Annotated in this window: 16 protein-coding genes; 3 read left to right on the top strand and 13 right to left on the bottom strand. The window is 71.4% G+C overall.

What is annotated here, in order from left to right; genetic code table 11:
* Nucleotides 1–82 precede the first annotated feature (82 nt).
* The 9 genes from OG553_RS19960 to OG553_RS19920 all read right to left on the bottom strand — a co-directional run bounded on the left by OG553_RS19960 (nucleotide 83) and on the right by OG553_RS19920 (nucleotide 12,741).
* Nucleotides 83–1,510, bottom strand: coding sequence for a NarK family nitrate/nitrite MFS transporter (locus tag OG553_RS19960; RefSeq protein WP_405980290.1), 1,428 nt, complete (start codon nucleotides 1,508–1,510; stop codon nucleotides 83–85).
* A gap of 2 nt (nucleotides 1,511–1,512) precedes the next feature.
* Nucleotides 1,513–1,881, bottom strand: coding sequence for a hypothetical protein (locus OG553_RS19955; RefSeq protein ID WP_405980289.1), 369 nt, complete (start codon nucleotides 1,879–1,881; stop codon nucleotides 1,513–1,515).
* The gene (locus tag OG553_RS19950) at nucleotides 1,878–2,537 is read right to left on the bottom strand and encodes a Rieske (2Fe-2S) protein (protein WP_405980288.1); all 660 of its coding nucleotides are present in this window, start codon (nucleotides 2,535–2,537) and stop codon (nucleotides 1,878–1,880) included. Before OG553_RS19950 ends, OG553_RS19955 begins: the two co-directional genes overlap by 4 nt.
* The gene (locus OG553_RS19945; protein WP_405980287.1) at nucleotides 2,534–3,133 is read right to left on the bottom strand and encodes a 4Fe-4S dicluster domain-containing protein; all 600 of its coding nucleotides are present in this window, start codon (nucleotides 3,131–3,133) and stop codon (nucleotides 2,534–2,536) included. Before OG553_RS19945 ends, OG553_RS19950 begins: the two co-directional genes overlap by 4 nt.
* 7 nt (nucleotides 3,134–3,140) lie before the next feature.
* Nucleotides 3,141–5,459, bottom strand: a complete 2,319-nt coding sequence (locus OG553_RS19940; protein ID WP_405980286.1) for a molybdopterin oxidoreductase family protein — start codon at nucleotides 5,457–5,459, stop codon at nucleotides 3,141–3,143.
* Entirely contained in the window at nucleotides 5,456–6,550 is a 1,095-nt protein-coding gene (locus tag OG553_RS19935) for an MFS transporter (protein ID WP_405980285.1), read from the bottom strand. The genes OG553_RS19940 and OG553_RS19935 overlap by 4 nt, the downstream gene beginning before the upstream one ends.
* A gap of 67 nt (nucleotides 6,551–6,617) precedes the next feature.
* Nucleotides 6,618–7,487 (bottom strand): pyruvate formate-lyase-activating protein, encoded by an 870-nt coding sequence (gene pflA / locus OG553_RS19930; protein WP_405980284.1) that lies wholly within the window; start codon nucleotides 7,485–7,487, stop codon nucleotides 6,618–6,620.
* A 90-nt stretch (nucleotides 7,488–7,577) separates the two neighbouring features.
* On the bottom strand, nucleotides 7,578–9,848 hold the full coding sequence (gene pflB / locus OG553_RS19925; protein ID WP_405980283.1) for a formate C-acetyltransferase: 2,271 nt from the start codon (nucleotides 9,846–9,848) through the stop codon (nucleotides 7,578–7,580).
* Between the two features lie 1,486 nt (nucleotides 9,849–11,334).
* On the bottom strand, nucleotides 11,335–12,741 hold the full coding sequence (locus OG553_RS19920; protein ID WP_405980282.1) for an MFS transporter: 1,407 nt from the start codon (nucleotides 12,739–12,741) through the stop codon (nucleotides 11,335–11,337).
* A 244-nt stretch (nucleotides 12,742–12,985) separates the two neighbouring features.
* On the opposite strand from OG553_RS19920, the gene OG553_RS19915 reads away from it, so the two are divergent.
* Entirely contained in the window at nucleotides 12,986–14,158 is a 1,173-nt protein-coding gene (locus OG553_RS19915; RefSeq protein ID WP_405980281.1) for a low temperature requirement protein A, read from the top strand.
* A 76-nt stretch (nucleotides 14,159–14,234) separates the two neighbouring features.
* On the top strand, nucleotides 14,235–15,491 hold the full coding sequence (locus OG553_RS19910) for a cytochrome P450 (RefSeq protein WP_405980280.1): 1,257 nt from the start codon (nucleotides 14,235–14,237) through the stop codon (nucleotides 15,489–15,491).
* Nucleotides 15,492–15,719: 228 nt separating this feature from the next.
* Here OG553_RS19910 and OG553_RS19905 read toward each other — a convergent pair whose 3' ends face one another.
* Together OG553_RS19905 and OG553_RS19900 are read right to left on the bottom strand one after the other, a co-directional pair.
* Entirely contained in the window at nucleotides 15,720–16,211 is a 492-nt protein-coding gene (locus tag OG553_RS19905) for a DUF5949 family protein (protein ID WP_405980279.1), read from the bottom strand.
* A gap of 56 nt (nucleotides 16,212–16,267) precedes the next feature.
* Entirely contained in the window at nucleotides 16,268–16,900 is a 633-nt protein-coding gene (locus tag OG553_RS19900; RefSeq protein ID WP_405980278.1) for a DUF4352 domain-containing protein, read from the bottom strand.
* Nucleotides 16,901–17,070: 170 nt separating this feature from the next.
* On the opposite strand from OG553_RS19900, the gene OG553_RS19895 reads away from it, so the two are divergent.
* A complete protein-coding gene (locus tag OG553_RS19895) occupies nucleotides 17,071–17,511 on the top strand; it encodes a DUF6299 family protein (protein WP_405980277.1) in 441 nt (146 codons plus the stop codon).
* Nucleotides 17,512–17,547: 36 nt separating this feature from the next.
* Here the strand turns inward: OG553_RS19895 and OG553_RS19890 are convergent, their stop codons facing one another.
* Complete coding sequence (locus tag OG553_RS19890; RefSeq protein WP_405980276.1) at nucleotides 17,548–17,727, bottom strand: hypothetical protein; 180 nt, start codon at nucleotides 17,725–17,727, stop codon at nucleotides 17,548–17,550.
* A gap of 118 nt (nucleotides 17,728–17,845) precedes the next feature.
* A complete protein-coding gene (locus OG553_RS19885) occupies nucleotides 17,846–20,077 on the bottom strand; it encodes a SpoIIE family protein phosphatase (RefSeq protein WP_405980275.1) in 2,232 nt (743 codons plus the stop codon).
* Nucleotides 20,078–20,424: the final 347 nt, after the last annotated feature.

The following is a 20,424-nucleotide window of genomic DNA, read 5'->3' as shown; positions in this document are numbered from 1 at the left end:
CCAAGGGTACGGCCGCCCTCGCCCCCGGCCCCGGTCCCTGCCGCTGCCGCTGCCGCTGCCGGCAGCGGTGCCGGTGCCCGGGTCAGCTGGGGGCTTCCGCGCCCTTGCGGGCGTAGAACCACCAGCACACCGCGAGGCAGGTCGCGTAGAAGCCGATGAACATCCACAGCGCGTGGGTGACCGCCATGGCGGCGAACATCGCGGGGATGAAGAAGAAGCCGTAGGCGGCGATGGCGGAGGAGAAGCCGGTGACGGCGCCCGCCTCCATCTCCGACTGCTTCAGCGCGGCCGCCTGCGCCTCGGGGCCCTGGCCCTCCGCCTGGCGCATGTACTGATCGCGGAAGATCACCGGGATCTGCCGGAAGGTCGAGCCGTTGCCCAGTCCGGAGAAGGCGAAGGCCGCCAGGAAGCCGATGAAGAACGCCCAGAAGCTTCCCTGGTCGCCGCCGGACGGGAGTGCGAAGATCACGACGACCAGGGCCGCCGCCATGCCGACGAAGGACAGCATGGTCACGCGGGCGCCGCCGATCTTGTCGGAGAGCCAGCCGCCGGCCCAGCGCATGAGCGCGCCGATGAACGGTCCGATCCAGGCGTAGGTGGTGGCCTGGTAGCCCTGCGTCTCGAAGTTGTTCTTGATCAGCAGCGGCAGGCCGGCGGCGAATCCGATGAAGGACCCGAAGGTGCCGACGTAGAGCCAGGTCATCAGCCAGTTGTGCTTGCGCTTGAAGATGACCTTCTGCTGGCTGAAGGGGGCCGCGGCCACCTTGAGGTCGTTCATCAGGAACCAGGCCAGCAGCGCCATGATCACCAGGAGCGGCACCCAGAGGAAGGCGCCGTTCTGGAGCCAGATGTCCGTGTTCTCCTTCGCGTCGTGCTGCGGGCCGCCCGCCGGCGGGCCGAGCACGGCGGCGGTGACGACCAGCGGCGCGACCAGCTGGACGACGCTCACGCCGAGGTTGCCGAGGCCGCCGTTGAGGCCGTTGGCGCTGCCCTTCTCCCGCTTGGGGAAGAAGAAGCCGATGTTGGCCATGGACGAGGCGAAGTTCGCGCCGCCGATGCCGCAGACGGCCGCGATGAGGGCGAGCTCCCAGTACGGGGTGCCGGTGTCCTGGAGCGCGAAGCCCAGCCACAGCATCGGGCCGATCAGGATGATCGTGCTGAAGGCCGTGAACTTCCGCTCGCCGAAGATCGGGCCGATGAAGGTGTAGAGGATCCGGAAGGTGCCGCCGGTGATGCCGGGGATGGCGGTCAGCCAGAACAGCTGCGACTTGGAGAAGCCGAAGCCGACGTCGTTCAGCTTGACCACGGTGACCGACCAGACCTGCCAGACCACGAAGCCGAGCATCAGCGCCGGGATGGAGACCCACAGGTTGCGCTGGGCGACCCGGCGGCCGGTGGCCTGCCAGAAGCCCTCGTCCTCGGGACGCCAGTCACCGATGACGGCGCCCGGCTTGTAGGTCTCGGCACGGTGCGAGCGCACCGCGGGCGGGGTGGGCGTGGGTATCGACATGGTCATCGGTCCTTCGGGTCGAGGAGCCACAGGGCGATCACGACGAGGAAGGACAGGATCAGGAATCCCGCTCCCCACCAGGCCGTGGCGGTGTTGCCCTTCATCCACTCGTTGACGGTGACGGTCAGGGCCCAGAGCTGCCCGATCACGACCGTGAGGGCCAGGGTCAGGCGGGCGTTGAGCTTGGAGGAGCGCTCCGGTTCCTGTTCGGTGCCGGCGCCCGGGCCGGGGCCGGTGTGCCGGACGCGCGGGTCGCCGTAGCCGCTGGTGGAGCGGATCTGCGGGTACCGCTCGTGGACCGGCCGGTTCAGCCGGGGCTGGGCGCTCCCCGGGTGGTAGTCGGGGCGGGGAGGGAGCTGGGCGTCGCTCATGTCCGCCTGCTTTCGTTGCTGCGGGCCGCTCCGGGGCAGCCCAGGCGCTGGGCCATCTCGGGCCGGGAGTCGCCGAACTGCCGGCACAGGGCTTCCTTGGCGGGTTCGCCGGAGCGGGCGGTGGCGATGGCCCAGACGCTGCCGTCGGCCCGCTCGGTCAGGAAGATCCTCGGGAGTGGGCGGGGTGGGGGTCCCGCGGTCACCTCGCCGGTGCGGGCGTCGAAGACGCCTTCGTGGCAGGGGCAGTAGAGCTCCCCGTCGGGGCCGCGGTCCTCCCGCCAGAGCACGGCGCAGGCCAGGTGGGTGCAGACGGCGGAGTAGGCGACGAGGCTGCCGTCGCCGAGCCGGACGGCGACGGCCCGGTCATCGTCGCCGGGGAACCGGAAGGCGACGGACTCGCCCGGTGCGAGCTGGTCGGTGACCTTCTTGGCCTCGGGCATCGTCTCGCTGTCGCCGTGCCGGTGGAGGATGCCGGAGGCGACGCCGACTCCTCCGATGGCCAGGCCGCCGGAGACGGTGGCGACGATCCGCAGGTAGTCGCGCCGGGTGGTGAGGGAGTCGGCGCTGATCCGGTCGCGCAGCCGGTCGGCGGCGGCATCGCCGCCGGCGTCCGGGCCCGGTCCGGAGCCGGGTGCGGGCTGCTGGGTCACGCTCATCGGACGTCCACCCCATTCACCTCCACGACGGGCAGGCCGCCGGGCACGGGCCACTGGACCTTGTCTGCGGGGACGACCATCGCCACTCCGGTTGAGACGACCACGTCGCCGAAGGCGAAGGAGTCGGCGACCTGGACGCCTGGGCGTTCGGCCTGGAGTTCTTCGAGCGTTCCGTAGAAGAGGGCCCCGGTGGGGCAGACGGTGGCGCACATGGGGGCCAGGCCGTAGGCGGTGCGGTCGTAGCAGAGGTTGCACTTCATCTGGAGCTTCGCCTGCAGGTCGATCTTCGGGACGCCGAAGGGGCAGGCGTTGACGCAGTTGGCGCAGCCGATGCAGCGGGTGGTGTCGGCCTGCTGGACCACGCCGTCGGCGGTCACGAGGATGGCGTCGGCGGGGCAGACCTCGGCGCAGGGCGCGACGGGGTCCTCGCAGTGCATGCAGACGGTGGGGAGCGAGGCGACGGACCGGCCGGGGTCGGTGTAGTCCAGGTGGATCATCGACTTGCCGCGGTGGGAGTCGCATTCGCGGCAGGCGGAAACGCAGGCCTGGCAGCCGATGCAGCGGCCGGGGTCGATGAAGATCGTGCGGCCCATCATGGCGGCGTCAGCTCCTCTCCGCCGTGCCACGGCCCTGCGAGGACGTGGGCGGCAGGGGGTCGGTGCGGGAGACCTGGGTCTCCGGGTAGGCCTCGCGGCCGGGTGCCGTGGGCGGTGCGGGGACTTCGTCGACGCGCTCGGCCGCTTCGATGCGGGCGGCGCACACCTTGTACTCGGGGATCTTCGAGCGGGGGTCGAGGGCGTCAATGGTCAGGGCGTTCGCGGCCGTCGGAACGGGCCAGTGGTAGGGAATGAAGACGGTGTCGGGGCGAATGGCCTCGGTGACGAGGGCGGGGAAGACCTCGCTGCCGCGTCGGGTGACGACGCGGACGGGGTCGCCGTTGCGGAATCCGTGCGAGGGGTGCACCTCCACCCACGGGCGTGGGGTCTGTTCGACGAGGGCGCCCAGCCGGCGGGTCTGGTTGCCGGACAGGAAGTGGGCGACGGTGCGGCCGGTGGTGAGGGAGAGCGGGAACTCATCGGTGTAGGCGTCCATGGGCGGGTGCCATTCGACGACCTGCATGTGGATCTTGCCGTCGGGGTGGTACGTCCGGCCTCCCTCGAACAGCCGGGGTGTGCCGGGGTGCTCGGTGGAGGGGCAGGGCCAGGCGATGCCTCCGGTCTCTTCGAGTCGCTCGTAGGTGATGCCGTAGTAGTCGTTGACGGTGCCGGCGGAGGCGATGCGGAGTTCCTCGAACACCTCTCGGGAGCCGGGGAAGTCGAACTTGTCGCCGGCGCCGAGGCGTCTGGCCAGTTCGCACATCACCCAGGTGTCGGTGCGTACTCCGGCGGGTGGCTCCTGGGCCTTGTTGTGCTTGACCACCCGGGCTTCGGTGTTCGCCATGACGCCCTCGTCCTCGGCCCAGACGGTGACGGGGAAGACGACGTGCGCGTTGGCCGCGGTCTCGGAGAGGAAGAAGTCGAACTGGGCGTGGAAGTCGAGCGTGTCGTAGCCCTGCTTGACCGTCGCGTAGTTGGGGAGCGAGACGAACGGGTTGTTGCAGATCCCGATGAGGCCGCGAATTTCCTGCCGCTGCATCTGCCAGACCATTTCCATCATGGAGGTGCCGGCGGGCGGGAGGTCGGCTTCGTCGATGCCCCAGATCCGGCAGATCTGGCGGCGGTGCTCCTCGTTCATGATGGAGCGGCCGCCGGGCAGGAGGTCGGCCTTCTGGCCGTGTTCGCGGCCGCCCTGGCCGTTGCCCTGGCCGGTGATGGTGCCGTAGCCGGCTCCCGGTTTGCCGAGGTTGCCCGTGGCCACGCACATGTTGATGACGGACAGGCAGTTCTCGACGCCTTGTGAGTGGTGTTCGATGCCGCGGGCGTGGAAGGCCATCGCCTTGTCCGCGCCGGCGAACATGCGGGCGACCTGGACGATCTGGGAGGCGGGGATGCCGCAGATCTCGGCGGACCGGGCGGGCGGGTACTCCTGGACGGTCTTCTTGACCTCGTCCCAGCCGGTGGTGTGGGCGGCGAGGTAGGCGTCGTCGGTGAGCCCTTCGGCGACGATGACGTGGAGCACGGCGTTGAAGAAGGCCGAGTCGGTGCCGGGTTTGATGGCGACGTGGACGTCGGCGGTGCGGGCGACGGCCGTCTCGCGCGGGTCGACGACGATCAGCGACGCACCGCGGTCGCGGGCGCCCCACAGGTACTGGGTCATGACGGGGAAGCACTCCCCCACGTTCGACCCGGCGATGAGCAGGCAGTCGGTGAGGAGGATGTCGGAGAAGGGGTTGGCGGCGCGGTCGATGCCGAAGGCGAGCTTGTTGGCGCCGGCGGCGCTGACCATGCAGAGGCGGCCGTTGTAGTCGACGTGCCTGGTCTTGAGGGCGACCCGGCCGAACTTGCCGACGAGGTAGGTCTTCTCGGAGTAGAGGCTGGCGCCGCCGAGCAGTCCGAAGGCGTCGTTGCCGTGGGCGGCCTGGATGCGGCGGATCTCGGAGACGGTGAAGTCGAGGGCCTCGTCCCAGGAGGTTTCCCTGAACTCCTCGTCGCGGGAGCGGCGCATCAGGGGTGCGGTCAGCCGGTCGGGGTGGTTGACCTGCTGGTAGGCGTTGATGCCCTTGGGGCACAGCCGCATGCGGTTGATGTCGTGGTTGCGGGGTTCGACGCCGAAGACCTTGCCGCCGTTGTCGACGCGGAGGTACATGCCGCACTGCACGCCGCAGAAGCAGCAGTGGGTGGGGACGAGGGTCTCGCCGTTCTGGTCGGCGTGCCACCGGTCGGCGGGGATGCCGCCGGCGTCGCGGAAGTTGCGGGTGCCGGGCGGGGCGATGGCCGGGTCGAGGGGCAGACGTGCCGGCTTGGCGGGGTCCGTCGCGGTCACTTGAAGCCCTTCTTGACGTGGGTCAGGTAGGCGTTGCCGCGCAGGACCCGCTTGCAGCGGGGGCAGTATTCGGCGAAGGCGTTGAAGTCGAGCCGGAGGTCCTGCATGGTGCCGCGCAGGTTCTCCACGTACGGGGTGGTGTCGATGGGTTCGCCGCAGCGCTTGCAGGCGAAGATCTCCTCGTCCTGGCGGGCGGTGTACTTGAAGAGCTGCATGCCGACCGCCGCCGGCCGCTGCACGATGTGGAAGAACTTCCCGAAGGGGATGTAGATGAGGGTGAAGACCACCGAGACCATGTGCAGGATCGCCAGGAACTCGTAGCCGCCGCCGTGCAGGAAGATCGACGAGAAGGTGAGCAGCAGCCCGGTCACCGAGATCACGATCAGGCAGATCAGCGGGAGCAGGTCGTAGGCGAAGCGCTGGCCCGTGATGGCGCCGCGGTCCTTCATGCGGCGCCACAGGAAGTACGAGGCTCCGGGGATGACGAGGACGGCCGCGATGTCCAGGCCGTGGAACATCAGCCAGCCGAGGATGTCGAGCGAGTTGAAGCCGAGGACTTTGAAGCCCCAGATCCGCATTTCGTAGCCGGGTCCGGAGCCGCTGCCGGATGTGAACGTGAACCAGCCCCAGGTGAGGGGGAAGGTGATCGCGGCGGCGAGCAGGCAGCCCCAGAAGATCAGCTGGTGGGCGGCCCAGCGGGCGCGTGAGCGGGCGCCGAGGAACTTCTGGAAGCCGAGGTAGGTGGCGATCATCCTCGGCAGGGCGGTGGGAGCCTTCTTGAAGTTGGCGGCCGAGAAGAAGCTGCCGAAGCCCTTCTTGAAGAGGCGGCGTGCGCCGGGTGCGGACACCCAGACCGTGTACCGGTAGGCGACGCCGAAGGCCAGGAAGACCGTGGCGACGGCGTACGGCAGGAGGGCGGAGTCGAAGTCCCGCAGCAGGCGGCTGCCCAGCACGATCGCGGCGATGAGCAGGAGGGAGACGGCGGCGCCGGCCGCGGTGGCTCGTGCGGTGACGGAGCGCCCGGCCGTCGGCTGGGTCTCGGGTGGGCCGGGGGGTGGGTCTGCGGCGAGTACTTCTGTGGGCTCGGACACAGCACCAAGCTAGGTGGTCTATGCCGATTCGGCCCGTTATATGGAGTTTATGGTTACTCCGGACGGGTTACACGGCTTTCAGGCCGTGCGCCCCGAAGACCGCCCTGGCCCGGTCCACCTGCGCGGCGGTGGGCGACGGGATGTCGTGGAGGGTGAAGGGCATGCCCAGGGCTGCCCACTTGCTCTCGCCGAGTTTGTGGAAGGGCAGTACGTCGACCCGCGTGACGTTCCCGAGGCCGCCGGCGAAGGCCGCGACCCCTTCGACGTTCTCGCGCGCGTCGGTGAGTCCGGGCACGAGCACGAACCGCAGGTGCACCTCCTTGCCCAGGTCCGCGAGGCGGCGGGCGAAGTCGAGGGTGGGCTCCAGCGGCCGGCCGGTGACCTTCTCGTAGGTGTCCCGGTCCCAGGACTTGATGTCGAGGAGCACGAGGTCCACGTCGCGCAGCAGCGCGTCGGAGGCCCGGGATCCGAGGAAGCCCGAGGTGTCGAGGGCGGTGTGCAGTCCCAGGTCGTGCTTCATGCGGTGCAGGAGTTCGCCGGCGAAGACGGGCTGGAGCAGCGGTTCGCCGCCGGAGACGGTGGCGCCGCCGCCGGAGGCGGAGATGAAGCGGGTGTACTTGCGGGCTTCTGCGATGACGGCGTCGGCCGAGGTGCGCCGGCCGTTGCGCATCCGCATGGTGTCGGGGTTGTGGCAGTACAGGCAGGTCAGCGGGCAGCCGGCGAGGAAGGTGACGAACCGGGTGCCGGGGCCGTCGACTCCGGTGGACAGGTCCCAGGAGTGCACCGATCCCTCGCTCGGCCGCTGCGTCGCGGCGGCGGCCAGGGTCTGCGCGGGCGTGGCGGGGGGCTGCGCGGTGGCGGCCGGGGGGCGGCCGGCGCTGACCGTGACGGCGTTGTCGGGGCCGACGGGGAGGCTCGTACCGAAGTAGACGGTCATGGCAGGTGCTCCAGTCGTGTTCCGGTGGGAGCGCGCGGCTCGGGGCCGGGGTGAGGGCCCGGCCCCGAGCCGTGCGGTCTGCGGACGGCTCTACAGCGCGCCGTGGAAGGTGCGGTTCAGTACGTCGAGCTGCTGCGCCCGCGTGAGCCGCACGAAGTTGACCGCGTAGCCGCTGACGCGGATGGTCAGCTGCGGGTACTTCTCGGGGTGCTCCATGGCGTCCATGAGGGTGTCGCGGTTCAGCACGTTGACGTTCATGTGGAAGCCGTCGACGGCCGTGTAGCCGTCGAGCACTCCGGCGAGGTTCCTGATCCGTTCCTCGGGGGTGCGGCCGAGGCCGTCGGGGGTGACGGTGTTGGTCAGTGAGATGCCGTCCTCGGCGTCCTCGTACGGGAGCTTGGCGACGGACAGGGCCGAGGTGACGTAGCCGTGGGTGTCGCGGCCGTTCATCGGGTTGGCGCCGGGGGAGAACGGTTCGCCGGCGCGGCGCCCGTCGGGGGTGTTGCCGGTCTTCTTGCCGTAGACCACGTTCGAGGTGATCGTCAGCACGGACTGGGTGTGTTCGGCGCCCCGGTACGTCTCGTGCTTGCGGATCTTCCTCATGAACTCCTCGACGAGGTGGACGGCGATCTCGTCGACGCGGTCGTCGTTGTTGCCGTACGCCGGGTAGTCGCCGTCGATGGCGTAGTCGGTAGCGAGGCCGGTCTCGTCGCGGAGTGCGGTGACCTTGGCGTGCTTGATGGCGGACAGCGAGTCGGCGGCGACGGACAGGCCGGCGATGCCGCAGGCCATGGTGCGGCGCACGTCGCGGTCGTGGAGTGCCATTTCGAGGCGCTCGTAGGCGTAGCGGTCGTGCATGTAGTGGATGACGTTGAGGGCGTGGACGTAGGTCTGGGCGAGCCATTCCATCTGCTCGTCGAACCTGGCCATCACCTCGTCGTAATCGAGGACGTCGGAGGACGGGAGGGCGGTCCGCGGTCCGACCTGGGCGCCGGACTTCTCGTCGCGGCCGCCGTTGATCGCGTAGAGGAGGGTCTTGGCGACGTTGACGCGGGCGCCGAAGAACTGCATCTGCTTGCCCACCGGCATGGCCGAGACGCAGCAGGCGATGGCGGTGTCGTCGCCGAAGCGCGGGCGCATCAGCTCGTCGGACTCGTACTGCACCGAGGAGGTGTCGATGGAGACGCGGGCGCAGAACTCCTTGAAGCCCTGCGGCAGCCGCGGGGACCAGAAGACCGTCATGTTCGGCTCGGGGGCCGGGCCGAGGTTGTAGAGGGTCTGGAGGTAGCGGAAGGAGGTCTTGGTGACCAGCGGTCGGCCGTCCTCTCCCATGCCGGCGATGGACTCGGTGACCCAGGTGGGGTCGCCGGAGAACAGTTCGTCGTATTCGGGGGTGCGCAGGAAGCGGACGATGCGCAGTTTGATGATGAAGTCGTCGACGAGTTCCTGCGCCTGTTCCTCGGTGAGGTGGCCGGCCGCGATGTCACGCTGAAGATATATGTCGACAAAGGTGGATGTGCGGCCCAGCGACATGGCCGCGCCGTTCTGCTCCTTCACGGCGCCGAGGTATGCGAAGTACAGCCACTGGATGGCTTCGCGGCCGGTGGCGGCGGGTCCGGAGATGTCGTGGCCGTAGGAGGCCGCCATCGCCTTGAGCTCGGACAGCGCGCGCGTCTGCTCGGCGAGTTCCTCGCGCAGGCGGATCGTCTCCTCCAGCGTGCGGTTGCCGGCGGGGAGGGAGTTCAGCTCCTCCTTCTCGTCCTTCTTGGCGGCGATCAGGCGGTCGACTCCGTAGAGGGCCACGCGTCGGTAGTCGCCGATGATGCGGCCGCGGCCGTACGCGTCCGGGAGGCCGGTCACGATGCCGGCCTTGCGGGCGGCGCGGATCTCGGGGGTGTAGGCGTCGAAGACGCCGGCGTTGTGGGTCTTGCGGTATTCGGTGAAGACCTTCTCCAGCTCCTCGGAGACCGGGTAGCCGTAGGTCTCCAGGGCGCCGGCGACCATGCGCCAGCCGCCGTACGGCATGATCGCGCGCTTGAGGGGGGCGTCGGTCTGGAGGCCGACGATCAGGTCCTTGTCGCGGTCGATGTAGCCCGGGGCGTGGGCGGTGATCGACGACGGGATGTCGTACGCGACGTCGTAGACGCCCTTCTCGCGCTCCTCCGGGAACTTGTCGGTGATCGCCTTCCATACGGCGGTCGTGCGGTCGGTGGGGCCGGCGAGGAAGGAGTCGTCGCCTTCGTACGGCGTGTAGTTCTGCTGGATGAAGTCGCGGACGTCGATGGCATCGCGCCACAGGCCGCCCTTGAAGCCTTCCCAGGCCTGGCCGTTCTTCGTGGTCTCCACAGGGGTGGCAGTCATCACCGGCACCTTCTCCGAGTCGCCTCTTTGCTTGTGTCCATTCCACGCCTTTTGATCGATCATTTGGCACCGCGATGGTCCCGAGCTTGGGCCCGAAGGTCCCCCGGCCAGTGGATCCGGATCGCTGACACCTGCCCTGAACTGCCGTTTTCTACAGGACCAAAGCCCATAGCGCGCTTGTGAAAGCGTTCACAAGTTTTCGGGGCGGCGGACTGGAAAGTCGGTAAAGCTGCCTTTTGGCGGTGCCTGTGGATAGCGCGACGCACGTCGTGGGCGGCCCCGGCAGCATGAAGGAAGTCGGCGAGGGAGCAGACGCGGAGAGGAGCAGCAGCATGATGGCGAAGAACCCGGGGTGGTCCTGCGTGATGCCGGGGCAGGACGGTTCGAACGGTCTGGAGGGGCCGATGGCGGCGGGGCGGGCGGGCCCGGTCGGCCCGCCGCGGAAGCGGAGGAGGAAGCGGTACGCGGACCAGCGCGCCCGCGGCTGCGCCGCCAGGGCCGCGCGGCGGTGCGGCTGCCGGCCGGCACCGCCGCCGGGCCCGGTCGCGGGGGCGGTCACGGGGGCGTTGGCGGCGGAGACGGGCGACGCGGTGATACGGCAGTCGGCGGCGATCGGGGGAGGGTGACGGGCCCGGGCCGCGGGCCCGGAGTGCGGGGTTGGACCGGAGTGCCGGGCCAGCGCTCCGGACCCCGTGGTGGGTGACTGTCGGGCCGGAGCTCCGGGGATGTGGCCAGGTGGCGGGTGGGCCGGCGCCCTGCGCCCTGCGGCCTGCGGCTCGGCTCCGGGGCCGGTGTCGATGCCCGGTGCCGGTGCGGGGGCCGGGCCAGCCACCGGGGCCGGGCCCGGCATCGGTGTCGGTGCCCGGGCCTGGGCTCGGCCGACGGGGCCGGGGGGCCCGGGTTCTGGGGCCTGGGCCTGGCCCTGGGGCCTGGGCCTGGGGCCTGGGCCTGGCCCTGGGGCCTGGGCCTGGGCCTGGGGCCTGGGCCTGGTCTGGGCCTGGGCCTGGTCTTGGTCCTAGGGTCGGGCCGGGGGGGCCGCGGGGCGGCGCGCAACGGCCTCCGACCCCGGCCGCGAGGGTCGGGGTCGGGCAGTCGGGATCGGCGTCCGAGGTCGGGGCCTACGCCTGGGATCGGCATCCCAGGTCGGGGCCGGCGTCCGGGGCCGACGCCTACGTCCGGGATCGGCGTCCGCGATCGGGGACGTCCGGAATCGGCATCCGGGGCCGACGGGCGGGGGCCGGGTCGGCGACCGGGACCGGGGCCTAGGTCCGGGATCGGCATCCGGGGCCGGCGTCTGGGGATCGGGACGGCGTCCGAGGCCGGGCCAACGGGCGGGGCCGGGTCGGCGTCCGGGGCCGGGTCGGCCGGCGGACGGACGGGTCGGCGTTCCGGGGCCGGGTCGGGGGGCCGGCGTCCGGGGCCGGGTCGGGGGGCCGGCGTCCGGGGCCGGGTCGGGGGGCCGGCGTCCGGGGCCGGGTCGGTGGGGTCAGCTGGGGGCTTCGGCGTTCTTGCGGGCGTAGAACCACCACGTCACGGCCACGCAGCTGGCGTAGAAGGCGACGAAGCCCCACATCGCGCTGGTCACCGAGAAGTTGGCGAACATCGCCGGGATGAAGAAGAAGCCGTAGGCGGCGATGCCGGCGGTGAAGCCCGTCACCGCGCCGGACTCGATCTCCGACTGCTTCAGGGCGGCCGCGTACTGCGGCGTGCCCTCCGCCAGGCCCTTCAGGTGCTGCGCCCGGAAGATGACCGGGATCTGCCGGAAGGTCGAGCCGTTGCCGATGCCCGAGAAGAAGAAGGCGGCCAGGAAGCAGAGGAAGAAGCCTTGGAACGAACCGTGGTCAGAGCCCGCGGGCAGGAAGTTGATCACACCGATGATCGACGCACCCATGCCCACGAAGGAAAGGATCGTCACCCGGGCGCCGCCCAGCTTGTCCGCGATCCAGCCGCCCGCCCAGCGGGCCAGCGCGCCGAGGGCCGGGCCCATCCAGGCGTAGGTGGCCACCGGGTACGCGGGGAAGGTGGTCTTGATGAGCAGCGGCAGGGCGGCCGCGAAGCCGATGAAGGAGCCGAAGGTGCCGACGTAGAGCCAGGTCATCAGCCAGTTGTGCTTGCGCTTGAAGATGATCTTCTGCTGGCTGAAGGGGGTGGAGGCGACCTTGAGGTCGTTCTGCCCGAACCAGGCGACCGCCGCGAGCACGACGAGTACCGGGATCCAGACGAAGGCGGCGTTCTGGAGGTAGATCTCCGAGCCGTCGGCCTTCTTCTGGCCCGCTCCGAGGGCCAGGACGGAGGAGGTGATCAGGATGGGGGTCAGCAGCTGGACGACGGAGACGCCGAGGTTGCCGAGGCCGCCGTTGATGCCGGTGGCGTTGCCCTTCTCCTGCTTCGGGTAGAAGAAGCCGATGTTGGCGAGGGAGGAGGAGAAGTTCGCGCCGCCGATTCCGCAGAGGGCGGCGATGGCGACCATGGTGGTGTAGGAGGTGTCCGGGTTCTGCACGGCGAAGCCGAGCCAGAGCAGCGGTACGACCAGGATCACCGTGGAGAGGGCGGTGAAGCGTCGCTGCCCCACCATGGGGCCGAGGAAGGTGTAGAAGATCCGGGCGGTGCCGCCGGTGATTCCGGGGACGGCCGTGAGCCAGAACAGCTGGGACTGGGAGTAGCCGAACCCGACGTCCTTCAGGTTGGTGGCCGTGATGCTCCACACCTGCCAGACGACGAAGGCCACGAGCAGGGCCGGGACCGCGATCCACAGGTTCCTGGTGGCGACCTTCTTCCCGGTGGAGTGCCAGAAGGCGGGATCCTCGGGGGTCCACTCCGTGATGGTGCGGCCCGGGCGGTACTGCGCCGGGTCGGCGAGGACCTGTGGCGCTTGCTGCGTGGCGGAACTCATGGCGTGGTCCTGAACATTGAGACGGGTCCTGACTTATCCAGGCTCCGCTCCGGGGGGTGGGGTACGGCAGGGGCGAACGTCGTGCGGGTGGCGGGACCTTGTCCCGCCGGGCGTGGTCCGTTCGCCTCCCGGCCGGGAGGGGTGCCGGGCGGAGGGGGCCGGAACGAGTCCGCCCGGGGTACCCGGGGGCCGTCGGCCGCGCGCCTCGCCGGTCGGGGGGCCGGGCCCTGGTGTGCTGGGCGGTATGACGTACGTACCGATGACCGCCCGGAGCCGCGACGAGGGGCACCGGACGGCGACCTCGCTGGAGCTGTTCTTCGACCTGTGCTTCGTCGTCGCGATCGCCCAGGCGGGGGCGCGGCTGGTGCACGCGCTGGCGGAGGGCCATCCGGGGGCCGGGGTGGTCGGCTACTTCTTCGTCTTCTTCGGGGTGTGGTGGGCGTGGATGAACTTCACGTGGTTCGCGTCCGCCTACGACTGCGACGACGTGCCGTACCGGGTCGCGACGCTGGTGCAGATCGCGGGTGTGCTGGTCTACGCGGCGGGGGTGAGCCGGGCCTTCGACGACAACGACTGGACGGTGGCCGTCATCGGCTACCTGATCATGAGGGTGGCGCTGACGGCGCAGTGGCTGCGCGCGGCGGCCGGGGAGAGCGGTCCGGCGCGTTCGGCTGCGTTGAAGTACGCGGCGGGACTGGTGCTGTGTCAGGCGGGCTGGGTGGGGCTGCTGTTCGCTCCGGACGGTTCGAAGCGGTGGCTGTTCCTGGTGCTGGTGGTGGCCGAGCTGCTGGTGCCGGTGCTGGCCGAGCGGGGGCACCAGACTCCCTGGCACGCCCACCACATCGTGGAGCGGTACGGCCTGTTCACCATCATCGTGCTGGGCGAGACGATCGCGGCGAGCACGGTGGCGGTGAAGTCGGCCCTGGACGAGCACGAGGCGCTGGACGAGCTGCTGCCGATCGCGGCGGGCGGGCTGCTGATCGTCTTCGCCGCGTGGTGGATCTACTTCGCGGTGCCGATGCACGAGCGGCTGAACTCCAACCGGGAGGCGATCCCGTGGGGCTACGGCCATCTGCTGATCTTCGCTTCGGGTGCGGCGATCGGTGCGGGCATCGAGGTGGCGGTGGAGCACGCGGTGGGGAAGGCGCACGTCTCGCAGGTCGCGGCGAACGCGGCCGTGACCGTCCCTTCGGCGCTGTTCCTGCTGATGGTGTGGCTGCTGCACTCGCGCCACTTCAAGCGCGGAGTGGCCCAGCAGCTGGTGCTGCCGGTGGCCGCGTTGGCGCTGCTGGCCTGTACCTGGGCGGGTTCGTACGCGGTCCTGTACGCGGGGCTGGTCGCGACGGCGACGGTGGTGGTCGGGATGACGCTGTCCGTCCGCGGCGGGCGGCCCGGGGGTGCCGGGGCCGAAGTCTGAGGTTCCGGCCGTCACCCCCACGGCCCCGGACGCGTTCAGCAGCTCAGCGGAACGGCTACAGGAAGAGACAGCCCCCATGACACTCCCCCCGCAACGGCACGGCTCCGGCACCGACCCCGGAGGGGAACTGGCCGAGCCGGGCTTCTGGCAGCGGCCGCCGGAGCAGCGGCTCGCGGCGTTCGCCCGGCTGCGTGCGCTGGACTCGCCGGTGTTCGTCCCCGAGGGGGGTGGTCACTGGGCCCTGGTGCGGCATGCCGACGTGCAGGAGGCGAGCCGGCTGCCGAAGGTGTTCGCGAGCGCGCCCGGGGTGACGACGCCGGAGCCGGCCCGGTGGGTGCGGGCGCTGTTCGGGGACTCGATGGTCAACCTGGACGGCCCGGACCACGCGCAGCTGCGGAAGATCGTGCAGCGGGCGTTCACGCCGCGGCTGCTGGCGGCGGCCGAGGAGGACATCCACGCGGTGGCGGCCCGGATCGTGGACGACGTGCTGGCGGACTCCCCGGACGAGTTCGTCTCCGCGGTGTCCTCGCGGCTGCCGCTGGAGGTCATCTGCAACATGATGGGCATCCCGGAGCACTACCGGGCGGAGATCGCGGACCGGGTCAACCACGCCTCCGAGAACATCGGTGTGGAGCGTGGGCTGGCGGCACGGCTGCGGATGCCCGGCCGGGGTCTGCGGGCGCTGGCGCGGATGCAGCGGATGGTCGCGGGGATCGGGCGGGAGCGGCGCAAGAACCCGACGGACGACCTGATCTCGGCGCTGGTGTGCGCGAACGTGGACGGCCAGGCGCTGGGCGCCCGCCAGCTGGGTGCCTTCTTCAGCCTGCTGATGGTGGCGGGGGTGGAGACCACTCGCAACGCCATCAGTCACGGGCTGGCGCTGCTCACGGACTTCCCGGAGCAGCGGGACCTGCTGCTGTCGGACTTCGAGAAGCACGCGGACGGCGCGGTGGACGAGATGATCCGGCACTCGACGCCGATCATCCAGTTCCGCCGGACGGTCACCGCCGAACACAGCCTGGGCGGAAGGCTGTTCCTGCCCGGGGAGAAGGTGGTGCTGTACTACGCGTCGGCCAACCGTGACGAGGCGGTCTTCCCCGACCCGGACGCGTTCGACATCACCCGCTCGCCCAACCCTCACCTGGGTTTCGGGGGCGGTGGCCCGCACTTCTGCCTGGGCGCCCATCTGGCCCGGGTGGAGATGAAGGCGCTCTTCCGTGAGCTGCTCACCCGGCCGGTGGGGCTGCGGGCGGTGGGGCTGCCCGATCTGGCGGGCTCGAACTTCGACAACCGGGTCCGCTCGCTGCGGTTCGCGTTCGAGCACCCGGCCTGATCCGGCGGGACCGGCGCCGGGAACCGGCGCACGGGGGCCTGCGCATGGGGGGCCTGCGCATGGGGGGCCTGCGCATGGGGGGCCTGCGCATGGGGGGCCTGCGCATGGGCCCCGGCGCGGGGAACCGCGCAGGGGGCCGGCCGCCGGGCAGGCTGGGAGCCCGGCGGCCGGGGCACGGCGGCCGCCGCAGGCGCGGCGGCGGCTGCCGCGTAGGGGGGCCTGCCCGCTCTAGCGCTGCAGGCTCTGGACGGCGACGATGCAGTGGGCGCTGCTGGTCAGCACGCTCTCGTCGCCGGCGAAGGCCTGGAGGAGTTCCGCGCTCACGGGCTTGCCGGGGACGGCCTCGGGCCAGGCGCGCGTGGCGAAGAGGAAGTAGGCCTGGCCGCTCTCGGTGGCCGCGGCGACCCACTCGTCGGGGGCGGTGCAGGTGGCGTTCAGTCCGGGGAGGGTCAGCGCGATCTGGTTGTCCGCGAGGACGATCTTCACGTCGAACTTCTGCGGCTTCTCGGTCCCGTTGACCATGTCGCCGATGCCCAGGCCCATCTCCTCCAGCAGCCCGCGGGCGGCCGCCTCGCCCGCCTCCCGGCCCTGCGGCCCGTCGCCGAGCGTGTAGGCGAGGAGGTACGGGATGTCGTGGCCTTCGGCGGGGTCGCCGATCCAGGCGAGCACGGAAATGGTGCCGAGCAGGCTGCGGTCGGTTTCGGCTTGCGTAGAAGTCATGCGCGCACCTTAGTGCTCCGGCGCCGGGCCCTTTCACGGCCCTTCACCCGCGCGGGCTAGACCGACCAGAATCCCCCTCCGGAATTCGGCTGCATGTTCGCGTCCTGGTACTGGAGCCGCACGATCTTCTGGTTTTCCGGAATTTCGAACACGACCCATCCCTCGGCCCGCTCACCGACCGCGAGGGAATCGAAGACGAGCGTTTTGCCGGTCGTCAGTTCGCCGGTGCGCACCACCGGGTGGCGCTTGCCGGCGCCGTCGTACGCCCACATGCGCCCGAGCGCCCCGTACGAGGCCCCGCCGACGTTGACGAACGACATCGAGGCGGCGACCCAGCGCTTCCCGGCGGGCGGCTGGTAGTTCGGTTCGACGCTGACGGCCGGGTCCACGAACGCGTTCAGCACCGCCTGGAGGTGGCGGCCCACCTCGTGTCCTTGCACCCGTACGGAGTCACCCACATGGGCGTCCTTCGCCGCGCCGGGCGCCGCCGCCGACCGGTCCTGGGCGGCGGGTTCCTCGTCGCCGCCGGGCGCCCCGTCGTCGACGGGGACGGCGGGCGCCGCGGCGGGGGCGAGCGCGGCGCCCTCGGGGGCGCTCTGGCAGGCGGTGGCGGTGAGCAGCAGGAAGGGCATCAGGGCGGCGGCGGCCAGGACGGTGACCGAGGTGGGCAGGGAGGCGGGCTGACGCATGCGGGAACCCCTTCGGGGATCTTCGGGGCGGGGAGTATTTCCGGCCAGTCTCACGCGCCCGGGCGGGGAATTGCACACACCGACACGAGCGCACGGAACGAGTCGCCCGCCAATTGCCAGCACAATGCGTTCCGGTGGATTCCCGCCACCCCCACCCACCTGGAGGAAAAATGCGCACGCACGCCCGCCGAATGACCCTCGGGGCGTTCTCCGCCCTGGCCGCGACCGCCCTGTTCACGGCTCCCGCCCACGCCACCGTTTTCAATCAGGGAATTTCCGTACAGTCGGAAGCTCACATCGCCCGGGACGGTTCCATCACCCTTTCCGGCACCTACCACTGCGAGGCCGCTTCACCCTCGGGGGCGGTTCAGATCAAGGCGACGCTCATCCAGGACGGCACCCGGCTGAGCATCGGCGCGGGCGGGGTCGTCTGCGACGGCGCCGAGCACGAGTGGGTGGCGGACAGCCCGCTCAGCGGGGGCGTCCACCCGGGGGCCGCGAGGGCCGTGGCGGAGCTCCAGGAGATCCACTTCTCGGGCGGTCTGCTGCCCCGCGGCATCGACACGGTCGCTCTGGACGACAAGGCCGTCCAGGTCGTCGAGCACCCGTAGGGGGCGCGGCCGGCCGCGCGGGTGCGGTAGCCGCCGCTACCGGCACTCGGGCGCGACGCCCGTCATCGACATGAACGCGACCGTCTGGCATCCGGGGTCCGTGTGCGGACGCCCCGTCGTCCAGTCGACGACCGCCTGGCCCCCGGCCGCCAGCAGCAGTACCGCCAGCACCGCCAAGATCCCCGTGACCGCGCCCCTGGTCAGGCGGCGCACCATACCCCCATCGGCAGCGGGGCGCCCTGGAAGACCGGCACGTCCCGAAGAACCAGCATCCGTTCCATGGCGGCATCATCGCCCCGGACCCCGGACCCCACAACCCGGGGTGACCGCCCGGTCACCCCGTGCCGCGCGGGGTGCCCCCGGCGTCGAACTCGCACCAGACGGCCTTCCCGTCGCCCCGGGACTCCACCCCCCAGTGCGTGGCCAGGGCGTCCACCAGCAGCAGCCCGCGCCCCGTGGTGGCCGCCTCGCCCGGGGTGCGCCGGCGCGGCCACACGCTGGAGCGGTCCTTGACCCACAGCCTGATCCGCCGCACCGGCTCGGGCAGCACCTCCATGGTCAGCACCGCCCCGCCGTCGGTGTGCAGCAGGGCGTTGACCAGCAGCTCCCCCGCCGCGAGCTCGACGTCGTCGGCGAGTTCGGCCATGCCCCAGTCGCGCAGGGCCTGCCGCAGGGCGTAGCGGGCCTCGGACAGGCCCTCGGGGTCGGCCTGGTGGACGTACTGGTGGATGCGCGGCGCCCGGTGGGTGCCGGGGTCCGGGGCGCGGCGCAGGACGAGCAGGGCCACGTCGTCGCCGGAGCCCCAGCGTTCCCAGAGCCGGTCCAGGAGGTGGTCGGCGAGGGCTCCGGCGCCCTGGGGGCCGCTGCGGACGGCGTGGGCGAGGGCGTCCATGCCGGCGGTGATGGTGGTGCCGGGTTCCTCCACGAGCCCGTCGGTGCACAGGACGAGGGTTTCGCCGGGCACCAGGTCGAGGCGGGTCTCGGGGAAGTCCTCCTGTTCGAAGACGGAGGCGAGGCCGAGGGGGAGGCCGCCGCGGACGTTGGGCCAGCCGGTTCGGCCGTCCGTGTGGCGGATGAGCGGGCCGAGGTGGCCGGCGCGGACGGCCCGTACGCCTCCGGTCTCCAGGTCGACCTGTGCGTACATGCAGGTGGCGAAGCGTTCGGTGTCGAGTTCGGCGAGGAAGCGGGAGGCCCGCGCGAGGACGGTGGAGGGCGGGTGGCCCTCGCCGGCGTAGGCGCGCAGGGCGATGCGCAGCTGGCCCATGATGGCGGCGGCGTGGGTGTCGTGGCCCTGTACGTCGCCGACGACGATGCCGACGCGGTCGCGGGGCAGGGCGATCACGTCGTACCAGTCGCCGCCGACCTCGCGGCCGCTCCAGGCGGAGTGGTAGCGGACGGCGATCTCCCCGCCGGTGATGCCGGGGATGCGGCGGGGCAGCATGGCGGCCTGGAGGCCGGTGGCGAACTCGCGTTCCTGGTCGAAGAGGAGCGCCCGCTGGAGGGACTGGGCGACGATGCCGGCGAGGCCCAGGCACAGGTTGCGTTCCTCGGGGCTGAACTCTGTGCGCCGCCGGTAGAAGAGCACGAGTCCGCCGATGGCCTTGGCCTGGGCGATCAGGGGGAGGTAGGCGGCGGCGTCGTAGTGGATGCGGCGCAGGTAGTCGGCGAGGAGCGGGAACTCGCCGGCGAGTTCGGTGAGCGAGGTGACGAAACGTGCCTGCCGGCTGAGGATGGCCTGGGAGAGCGGCAGCGATCCGTCCAGGCGGGTGAACTTGCGCTCGCTGAGGATCTCCAGGGTCTCCCCGCTGAGCGCGATGATCTTGATGGTGCCGTTCTCGACGAGGCCCAGGGCCAGCCCGTCCGCGCCGAGCCGCTCCAGCGCGCCCGCGCCGGTCAGGGCGGCCGTCACGTCGTCCACGGTGACCGCCCGCGACAGGGCCTCGGTGGTGCGCTGCACGATGGCGGCCTGCTGGGTGCGGGCGTTCTCCAGCTTCCGCAGCACCGTCGCGTGGGCGAGCTCGGCGGTGGCGTCCCGGACGATCCCGGCGATCCGCAGGGGCCTGCCGTCCCCGTCGCGCAGCACCCGGCCCGTGGTGTGGGTCCACTGGTCGCGGCCGTCGCGCCGGCGCACGGTGAAGTACGAGCCGTACGTCGACCCGCCGGCCTCCAGCACCGCGGTCACGGTGTCCGAGAGCCGGGCCGCGTCGTCCGGGGGGATCCGCGCGCCGAGGGCCCCGGGGGTCCCGTCGAACTCGGCCGGCTCCAGGTCGAAGACGGCCAGGCCGGCCTCGTCCAGGCTGAGGGTGCCCGCGTCCAGGTCCCATTCGAAGCTGCCCATGCCGTTGAGCGCGAGCCGCTCCCCCGGGCCCGTGACCGGCCCCTTCGCGGGACCCGCGACCGGACCCTTGCCCGGCCCCGTCGCCGGCCCCGTCTCCGGAGCCGTCGCCGGAGCCGTCGCCGGAGCCGTGGCCGGCCCCGTCGCCGGACCGGTCACCGGACCGGGAGTACTACGTTCCGGTTCGTCGCGTTCCGGGTCGTCGCGCTCCGCCGCTGCCACGAGAGACACACCACCTAACGGCCTGGCCAGCACGGCTGGGAGATGAGCCGCTCCCACTCCTCGTCAGGATGCCCCGGAAGGGTGCGCCCGGCCTCCCGCCACCGCTTGACGAGGGAGAGGTAGATCGAGGGCTGGTCACCGGCCCCGTGATGGCCGGGGGACCGCCATCCGTACGGTGCGCCGGCCGCCCCCCGGGGCGGCTGGCCCGCTCCCGCCCGGGGCGGCTGGCCCGCTCCCGCCCGGGGCGGCTGGCCCGCCGCCCGGGCCGGGGCCTGTTCCCCGCGGCTGGCGGGGATGCGCACCCAGCCACGGCCGCCCTGTGCTCGCTCCGCGCCCATCGCGGACCCCTCTCAGGT

Source organism: Streptomyces sp. NBC_00158, assembly GCF_045160885.1.
Taxonomy (GTDB): Bacteria; Actinomycetota; Actinomycetes; order Streptomycetales; family Streptomycetaceae; genus Streptomyces.
Note: the sequence above shows the minus strand (reverse complement) of the source record. Positions and strands in the feature narration are given on the sequence as shown.